Below are 7612 nucleotides of genomic sequence, written 5' to 3' on the forward strand. Positions count from 1 at the left end.
CGGTGCGGCTGATATCGGCGACCACATCGCCCTTTGCATGCTCCAATGTCATGGCGCGAAAGCTCCATGTTCATCGGCCTATTGCAAGGTGCCTTGATGCACCGCTTACCCCAATGTCTCCTGAACCTGCAGAGCCAGGCCTTGCATCCCGCGACGCATATCGGTCCAGCCGACCGCCAACCAGATCCGCACCTGGCTCGGAACCGGGATCATGAAACGCCCAGCGCCTTCACCATCGCCGCCGCCAGTGTCGGTGGCGTGGTCAGCGGAATCCGCAGCCGCATCTTGCCGGCGATCTCCAGCTCGATCACCGCTGGTGGCGCCGCCGGCACCGAAGCGGCGACAGGCTTATCGGGGACCACGACGACTTCGGCAAAGCCCATCTCGCGGGTTCTCACCGTGCGCCGCCACTTATAGATCAGGCTGGTCGCGACATCGTACTGACGCGCTACCGCCGCTACCGTGGACCCGGGTGCGAATGCCGCGGCCAGTATCCGGCACTGATCCTCTTCACTCCAACGACGACGACGCTCAGGCCCGGTCAATAACGTCACATGGCTCATGCTGTGCTGCTAACTACGCTCGTAAGGACGACCTTAAGAGCGCAGCCTCGCTACCATGCCATGCTCGCGCAAGGCGGCCCTCGCCGGAGACGTACCCTACGCGCGCGGGCGCGTCGTCATCGCCGCGCCCGAAAGCTGTCCCTGCTGCGGATCGGCGAAACTGTCGAAGCTGGGCGAGGACGTGACGGAGACGCTGAAAGTGATCCCGCGCCAGTGGAAGGTGATCCGGAGCACGTGCCATCAAGTATTCTGAATACCGCGAAGGCGCTCAGAGCGCCTACGCAAGAGCTCAACCGCCGTCAACATTGCGATGGCAAACAAAACCAATACGGCAGCGGTGGCGAGTATGGTTGGACTAATCTGCTCTCGGATTCCCGAAAACATCACCAGGGGCAAAGTCCGCTGCTGGGGGCCGGCAATGAAAAGTGCGATCACAACCTCGTCGAAGGAAGTCGCGAAGGCAAAGAGGGAACCAGCAATCATGCCAGGAAATATGAGCGGCAAAACAATTTTAAAAAAGATTGTGACCGGCGGCGCACCGAGGCCAGCTGCCGCACGAACGAGGGAGTAATCGAAGCCGACTAGAGTCGCGCTTACGGTGATTACCACAAAAGGCGCAGCAATCGTCGTGTGTGCCAAGATTAACCCCGTATAAGAGTTCACAAGTCCCAGGTACGCGTAAAAGAAATATCCTGCCACCCCTGTGATGACGGTCGGCACGATCATGGGTGAGATCACTATGCTCATTACTGCCGTACGCCAGGGGAAAGTTGGCCGGCTAAGTCCGAGTGCGGCCAGCGTTCCCAAAACGGTCGACAGTAGCGTCGCCGCTGCAGCGACAAATATCGAGTTTTGCAAGCCGCCCTGCCATCGGGATGACACAAAGAACTCCTCATACCAGCGGAATGAAAATCCAGACATGGGATACGTGAAGAAAGGCACTGAATTGAACGAGAGAGGAATTACTGCCACAATTGGCAGTACAAGAAATAATATCACCGCGCCACAGATGACGCGATGCACGTAATACCAAACCTTTTCGGCCGAGGATGCATAAACCAAAGCAGACATGAGATCACCTAATTCACTCTTAACCGGTCCACGCCCACCAGCTTGTCAAAAACGTAGTAAAGGAGGATAGTTGCAACGAGAAGGATTGCGCCGAGCGCTGAAGCCAAGCCCCAGTTTAGCTCCTTGTTCGTATAGTTAGCGATGTAATACCCTATCATCTGGTCACTTGGACCGCCGAGCAGAGCCGGAGTGATATAATAACCAAGGCATAGGATAAAGGTTAGCAGGCATCCCGCAGCAATGCCCGGCAGTGTCTGAGGAAAGTAAACTTTCCAGAAGGCGTAGAACGAACCGGCACCTAGTGACCGTGCGGCGCGAAGATGACTCGGTGGGATCGTCCTCATCACACTATAGATTGGAAGTAGTGTGAAAGGCAATTGGATCTGAGTCATTGCAACAATTGCTGCGAATCGCGTATAGATAAGATCTGCGGGATGCGCTATAATATTTAGCCCCATCAGCGCCTGGTTGACAACACCGTTATGCTGCAAGAGGACCACCCACGCGATCGTCCGCACCAACATGGAGGTCCAGAATGGCAGGACGACCATGATCATTAGCAGATTGCTGGATTTTGGCGGCAACGTCGCCAAAAGGTAAGCTACCGGAAAGCCTAAAAGAAGCGTAGCGGCGGTTACGGCAACGCTTATGCCAAGTGTACGCAGGAAAGCGGCGCGGAAGATCGCGGTTTCCGGTGGTGTAGCCACGATTTGGCTGTCGGGTCCATATTGGTAGTCGACTGAGCGTAACAGATAGTACGCGGTATACGGCGAGCTTCCGCGCTTAAGGAGGCTCCAGACGTCCTTACGTTCCCAAAGCGGGCTTATCTTGATTAGCACTGGCTTATAGGGACCGGCCAAAAGCGCGCTCGCCTTTCGGGCGCTGGCCGTAAACTGGCTTCCAGTGCCTGATAGCTCATAGTTCATTCGCACGGCGATTTGGCCCATCGTCCTGCGCTCCCACGCATCCTTTAGATCCTCGACAAGAGCAGCATAACTTTGCTCACCGGGAAGGTCGTTTCCATCCCAGGCAGCTAGCGAAACCGTCGTTCGTGGCATCAGTTCCAGCAGTGTCTCATCATGGACTGCATTGAACATCATCCGGGCGATCGGAAATACAAATGTTACTACGAGGAACAATAGTAGTGGCAGTACTAGCGCAAGTGCCCCTATCTTGCGCCGGCGCACTGAACGCTGAAGCTGCGCGTGCAGCACAAGATCCTCCCCGCTGCCGGCGCTTCTAGCCATTGCCGTCGCCATCGGTTCCTCTCCGCGTTCATGAGTCAGGTGCCGGGAAGGACGGAAGTCCTTCCCGGCAATCGCGCCTAGTTGGCAAGCCAAGCGGTAAAGCGCTGATGTAGTTCGACGCCATGGTCATTCCAAAAGTTTGGATCAGTCTGTAAGGCACCGACCAGATTCTGGGGAGCGTTCGAAACGTAGGGTAATGCATCGGGATCGACCAGCGCCATTCCATCCTTGTTCGCGGGTCCGTATGGGATGTATTTTGTTAGCATGGGTTGTACTTGAGCTGAGGCTACATAGCCGATGAATTTATATGCTTCGTCCAACCGTTGTGTGCCCGCTGGAATGACCCAGATGTTTGACACTCCCCAAATCTGGGCGTCCCGCATGATCTCGAAATGCTTACCGGAGTTCTTGTTGGCGTCGAAGATACGGCCGTTAGCAGCGGAGGTCATCACAACCTGACCGTCCGCGAGAAGTTGGGGGGGTACCGCGAATGCCTCCCACCAGACAATGTCCTTCTTGATTGTATCGAGCTTCTTGAAGGCCCGGTCCACGCCTTCGGTCGTACTAAGGACCTTATAAACATCCTTCACTGGCACGCCGTCGGCGATTAGTGCCCATTCAAGATTGGTTTCGGGAATCTTCTCAAGTCCGCGCTTGCCCGGAAACTTCTTTGTATCGAACAGGTCGGAGATGGTCTTCGGGCCATCCGCCAGCTTATCTTTGTCATATGCGATAACGCCACTTGTTAAGACTGAGGGCACCCCGCAATCATACTTTTCACCGTCTAAGAACTTGGATCGATCAAGTCCCAGCTTGGCCCAGTCTATCTTTTCCAGCAGGCCCTCGTCACACAGTTGGTTGACCCAAACATTATATCCATCGATTACATCCCAAGTTACAGCTTTGGACTCAACCATAGCCCGGATTTTGCCGGCTTCGCCACTGTACTCATCTTCAACGACCGCGATACCAGTCTCTTTGGAGAAAGGTTCGTACCAGGCTTTGCGTTCGGCCAGCTGAAATGCCCCTCCCCACGAGGCTATCCTAACTTGGTCGGCCGCTACACCCGGTTTCGCCATTACAGACGAACCAGCGACCAATCCAATCACCGCCAGAGCTCTCATACTTTTTACCCGGCTTCTCATTGCCTTCCCCTTGGTTCGCCTCGCATCCGAAGCGTGCTAAAGATTAGATTTCCCGGCAGTCATCGGGCATTGAGCGCCCGACAGTCTTGCATTTTCCAGCCAATTGTGATCTGGGCACCCGGATCAATCTGCACCCTACTATCGGAGTTGGGCAGCTTGATCACGAGATCATGGCCGCCAACCGACACTCGAGTTCGCACATGATCGCCCAGGTAAATCACCTCCTCGACACGGGCATTAAAGATATTTGGCAGGGAACCCGGCGCCGGATTCAGTTTTACTCGTTCCGGGCGCAATGATATCACTGCCGGCAGACCGACGGGTTCGGCATTGATCGCAAGGGCGTGCACATTGCCCGCACCCGATATCTCTACCGTGCAGTTTGTACCCTCCATTGCGATCACCTGGCCGCGCAGTAGGTTGTTATCTCCAACAAATTGCGCAACAAACGCATTCTGCGGTTGCTCGTACAGGTCGGCCGGCGAGCCAAGTTGCTGTATGAGCCCATCGTTGAATACCGCTACGCGATCCGACATAGTCAGCGCCTCGCCCTGATCATGTGTGACATAGACAATCGTGACGCCCAGAGCTTTGTGGATGTGCCTTATCTCGAGTTGCATCTGGTCGCGCAATTGTTTGTCAAGCGCGCCGAGCGGCTCGTCCATCAGCACCAGCTTGGGGTCAAAACAGAGGGCGCGGGCAAGCGCGACGCGTTGCTGCTGACCACCCGAGAGCTGCCCCGGCAGACGCTTGCCATAAGCGCCAAGCTGGACCATGTCCAATGCCCGCTTGATCCTCGTCTCGGTCTCCATCTTGCTGAGTTTCCGAACCTTGAGAGGGAAGGCAAGGTTCTCCTCCACCGTCATGTGCGGAAAAAGCGCGTAATTCTGAAAGACCATGCCTATGTCGCGTTTGTGCGGAGGTAGGTTATCGATCGGACGCCCCTCTAGAAGAATCCGGCCCTGAGTGGGCACCTCAAAGCCGGCGAGCATCATGAGGGTCGTCGTCTTGCCAGAACCAGAGGGCCCCAGCAGGGTCAAAAATTCACCCCGAGCAATGTCGAGATTGAGTTTTTTAACGACCAGCGTGTCGCCGTCGTAAGTCTTCTGAACATCGGAAAACTTGACAAAGGTATCGTCCGTGCCCAGCATAAATCCTATCCCCGACTTTGGCGCTTGCCCCGCCACCGTGACACCCGTTATCTGGTCACTGCGCTTGCTTTGGAATGATGGCAGCGTCCCGAGCGTTCGATGGGGACCGCGGACGTCGGAACTCGAGGCGAGTCTGCGGTTGGCCAAATGGCGCATTTTCATACCTAGTTCACTGCGACCGTGAAGGTCGGTAGGACGCTCCTGCTGCGGAGTGCGACCGAAATTAGCGTCGGATTTTTGTGGCCGTTGATTCTCGCCCATTTGCCCATCTTAGTTCTCCTCCACTTTTCATTTTTTTGGAGCGACCAGTTCACAGCTCCCGAAGATGTTAGTGTGAATAAACAATTGCATTGCCATCTGATGGCCACCTGCCCACCCCGTCAAACGCAATTTCAATATCATCATCATCTCGACTCAAGATGGAGGCGAACACCAATAAGGGGCGCACCGCAAAGGGTCGTTCCCCGCGATCTCCCGAAAGCCAAGGCAACGCCGACTGGCATACGGATTGCGAGTGCAGCCAAAGCTGCCCATCGTCAGAAAGGATACCTAAGCTTAGGAAGCGAAAGTTCAGCTATCGCGACCGCTTCCCACCCCAACTGACCGCCCCATTCCATGGGGCGGCAGGAGGTCTGCATGGGCATCCAATAATGGCTCCAGCCCGGTCATGATCTTGGGCAGGGGTGCTACGGAGCACCCTTGACTTGACGAGACATGGATCATCAAAATTTCGTAGGTCGCTAACAATCGCCCGTCAGATGCTCTATGCAACCACAAGAAAGTATGAATATTATTACCATCTGATGGAAGCAGTTGTGCGGTTACGTCAAATAAGTACAAAGTTTCGCTTCCGCTAACAATCGGACATTGCTCTCTACCGTATAGTAACCATATCAACTTTTAATATGCTTCGGGATCGGCTCCCAATTAGTTTAAGAAGTGCACCAGAAGCTTCCTCGAATCAGTATGTGTGCCGATACACGGTCATATGACCATTATCGTCAATCCAATCGGCAGCTACCTCCACTCGCAGAAGATGCAATGCCCTGTCGGCATTTAGCAGGGAAGGTTAACTATTTTCAGACAACTGCGATTCCTCTCCAAGGGGCTATTGGAAGTGCTTATACCAACGGCTTTGACGGCTGACTCTCGGGGGATTCCGGTCTGCACGGGTTCATGATTGTTTGGCGTGAGAGGAGATTCGCGCCATGGGATCAGCGATCGAGATGCGGATGGACTATTCGGTAGCCGAACTGCGACGGCAGGGCAAGAGTTCGAGGGATTGCAAGCAGAGCCGTCGGCTGTTGTCGCTGGCCGTGGTTCTCGACGGGATGAGCCGTGAGGATGCGGCGCGGGTCGGCGGTATGGACAGGCAGACGCTGCGGGACTGGGTGCATCGCTTCAACGACGCTGGTCCGTGCGGCCTCAAGGATGCCTGGAATGGGGGCCCTGAGCCGCGCCTGTCCGCGGTGCAGAAAGCAGAACTGGCAAGGATCGTCGAGACGGGTCCAGACAACGCCGTCAATGGGGTCGTGCGTTGGCGGCGTGTCGATCTCCAGAAACTCATCAAGGAACGCTTCGGCGTCGACTATCGGCATTGTGCGGCAATGGGCAAGGCGGGGCACGCGGCCCCGTCAGCCGGCCGACCAGCGCTACAAAAGCGCCTATCTGTTCGGCGCCATCTGCCCGGCACGTGGCATAGGAGCAGGGCTGGCGCTACCCTTCTCCGACACCGAGGCCATGCAACTTCATCTCGACGAGATCAGCCGCCATGTCGCCAGGCGCGCTCCCAGACCTTGACCCGCATCGCTCAGCGCTGGCCCGTAGCCGAAATCGAAATGCTCATGCCCTGGAACTTCAAGCCAGACGCCATCAGTTAACCGCTTACTGTCCATCTCGTCACGTCAACAGACTAAACACACTCCGGCTGCCTAGCAGTGGGCTTGCTGGATGGCCGATGCGCTGAGATGATCCGAGGTACACAGGCTTTTCGCAAACCGCGAGCGCACTCCCCATACTCAGACGCGCGCTCACGCTGACGCGGCTCTGTCGCGCAAAAGCCCCAGCACCTCCTTGCGGACAGCCTCGCTATTAGCGCCAAGAGCCGGAACCGGGCGTAGCGAGGGCTGCTCATAATTGAAAATTGCCGCCGGCGCGATCGTCTCGACGCTTCCTTCAGGCGTGCCAATCTCGACTCTGCGGCCGTGTGGATGTTTTGAAACATCGGCCACTTCATTCAGTCGGCCATACGCCAGTCCGGCCGCCTCAAGCTCCTGCATTGCTTCGTGGCAGGACAATTCAGAAAACCGCCGTTCAAGGATCTCATCAAGTTGCGCGCGGTGACTGAGGCGCTCCATATTATCGGCAAAACCAAGTGCGCGTGTAAGTTCCGGCTGCTTCAGGAACTTCTCGCAAAAACTCACCCATTCGCGATC

6 protein-coding genes and 2 pseudogenes are annotated in these 7612 nt (G+C 55.9%); 2 read left to right on the forward strand and 6 right to left on the reverse strand.

The annotated features are described in order from the left end of the window. Positions 1-209: 209 nt before the first annotated feature. Positions 210-563, reverse strand: a complete 354-nt coding sequence (tnpA, locus tag RFN28_RS34045) for an IS66-like element accessory protein TnpA (RefSeq protein WP_320291511.1) — start codon at positions 561-563, stop codon at positions 210-212. Positions 564-666: 103 nt separating this feature from the next. Here tnpA and RFN28_RS34050 point away from each other — a divergent pair. Continuing rightward, a pseudogene (locus RFN28_RS34050) lies at positions 667-795 on the forward strand (IS66 family transposase zinc-finger binding domain-containing protein); the annotation flags it as partial. 8 nt (positions 796-803) lie between these two features. Here RFN28_RS34050 and RFN28_RS34055 read toward each other — a convergent pair. The 4 genes from RFN28_RS34055 to RFN28_RS34070 all read right to left on the reverse strand — a co-directional run bounded on the left by RFN28_RS34055 (position 804) and on the right by RFN28_RS34070 (position 5177). Continuing rightward, on the reverse strand, positions 804-1634 hold the full coding sequence (locus RFN28_RS34055; RefSeq protein WP_320291512.1) for an ABC transporter permease: 831 nt from the start codon (positions 1632-1634) through the stop codon (positions 804-806). Positions 1635-1642: 8 nt separating this feature from the next. Further along, positions 1643-2893: an ABC transporter permease gene (locus tag RFN28_RS34060; RefSeq protein WP_320291513.1), complete on the reverse strand. Its 1251-nt coding sequence runs from the start codon at positions 2891-2893 to the stop codon at positions 1643-1645. A 65-nt stretch (positions 2894-2958) separates the two neighbouring features. Beyond that, the gene (locus RFN28_RS34065; protein ID WP_320291514.1) at positions 2959-4005 is read right to left on the reverse strand and encodes an ABC transporter substrate-binding protein; all 1047 of its coding nucleotides are present in this window, start codon (positions 4003-4005) and stop codon (positions 2959-2961) included. An 80-nt stretch (positions 4006-4085) separates the two neighbouring features. Further along, positions 4086-5177, reverse strand: a complete 1092-nt coding sequence (locus tag RFN28_RS34070; protein WP_320291515.1) for an ABC transporter ATP-binding protein — start codon at positions 5175-5177, stop codon at positions 4086-4088. A 1208-nt stretch (positions 5178-6385) separates the two neighbouring features. On the opposite strand from RFN28_RS34070, the pseudogene RFN28_RS34075 reads away from it, so the two are divergent. Next, positions 6386-6965, forward strand: a pseudogene (locus RFN28_RS34075) (helix-turn-helix domain-containing protein); the annotation flags it as partial. Between the two features lie 242 nt (positions 6966-7207). On the opposite strand, the gene RFN28_RS34080 reads toward RFN28_RS34075, so the two are convergent. Further along, on the reverse strand, positions 7208-7612 hold a 405-nt coding region (locus RFN28_RS34080; protein WP_320291516.1), incomplete at its 5' end, for a CoA transferase.

Source organism: Mesorhizobium album (assembly GCF_033977205.1).
In the GTDB taxonomy this organism is placed as follows: domain Bacteria; phylum Pseudomonadota; class Alphaproteobacteria; order Rhizobiales; family Rhizobiaceae; genus Mesorhizobium; species Mesorhizobium album.

Excerpts from the sequence above, each read along its gene's own strand:
- tnpA (WP_320291511.1), bottom strand. The coding sequence starts at position 563 with ATGAGCCATGTGACGTTATTGACCGGGCCTGAGCGTCGTCGTCGTTGG.
- RFN28_RS34055 (WP_320291512.1), bottom strand. The coding sequence starts at position 1,634 with ATGTCTGCTTTGGTTTATGCATCCTCGGCCGAAAAGGTTTGGTATTAC.
- RFN28_RS34060 (WP_320291513.1), bottom strand. The coding sequence starts at position 2,893 with ATGGCGACGGCAATGGCTAGAAGCGCCGGCAGCGGGGAGGATCTTGTG.
- RFN28_RS34065 (WP_320291514.1), bottom strand. The coding sequence starts at position 4,005 with ATGAGAGCTCTGGCGGTGATTGGATTGGTCGCTGGTTCGTCTGTAATG.
- RFN28_RS34070 (WP_320291515.1), bottom strand. The coding sequence starts at position 5,177 with ATGCTGGGCACGGACGATACCTTTGTCAAGTTTTCCGATGTTCAGAAG.